The organism is Mesorhizobium sp. M7A.F.Ca.CA.004.12.1.1 (assembly GCF_003997835.1).
Lineage (GTDB): Bacteria > Pseudomonadota > Alphaproteobacteria > Rhizobiales > Rhizobiaceae > Mesorhizobium.
The window spans coordinates 1-694 of the sequence record NZ_RZRK01001403.1 but is presented as its reverse complement, the minus strand read 5'-3'; the positions used below and the strand labels follow the sequence as shown (position 1 = coordinate 694).

At 64.7% G+C, this 694-nt stretch carries 1 protein-coding gene; it reads right to left on the bottom strand.

Annotated elements, in window-relative coordinates; translation table 11 throughout:
- On the bottom strand, positions 1-694 hold a 694-nt coding region (locus tag EN984_RS36690), incomplete at both ends, for a hypothetical protein (RefSeq protein ID WP_206517588.1).

The window sequence follows — 694 nt, the reverse complement described above, 5'->3', positions numbered from 1 at the left end:
GATCTGCTCCGTGCCTGCGGCCGCGACTGTGATCGTGCCGCCCCCGGTGGCGCTGAAGCCGGTGCCGGTGGTCGTGGTCAGATCCAGCCCGCCGGTGAACTTGATTGTGCCGCCGGTGTTGCCGCTCAGGTTGATCGCAAAGGCGGTGGCGGTGCTGGCGGTGATCGCTCCACCGAACGTGGCGCTGCCGCCGCTCATGCCGGAGATCCCCACCGCGCTGGTAGCAGCGGTCTGGTTGATGGTGCCGTTGTAGGTGACGTTGGGCGTCGAGTTGCTGATGGAGAAGGCGTTGCTGCTCGTGTTGGCGATGGAACTCCCGACCCCGAAGGTCAAGGTTCCGCTGGAGCTGCCGACGATGCCTATGCCTACGCCGCCGCCGGTGATGTCGAGATCGTCGAAGGTGGCGATGCCGTCGAAATTGTTGGCGGACAGCGCCGCACTGGTGGCGTTGGTGATCTTGGTGTTGCCGGTGAAATTGACGGTCGCGCTCGAACCGACAAGCACGATGCCGGTTTCAGATGCGGTCTGGACGGTCAGGTCGTCGACCGAGACCGTACCGGCCACTCCATCGAGGAAGAGGCCGGTTGCGACATTGCTGACCGTCACGCCCTGGACGGTCAGGCCATTTGTGCCCAGGCCGTGGATGCCGGCGGCGGCGCCCCCGGAAATATTGAAATCGAGCAATGTGTTGCCG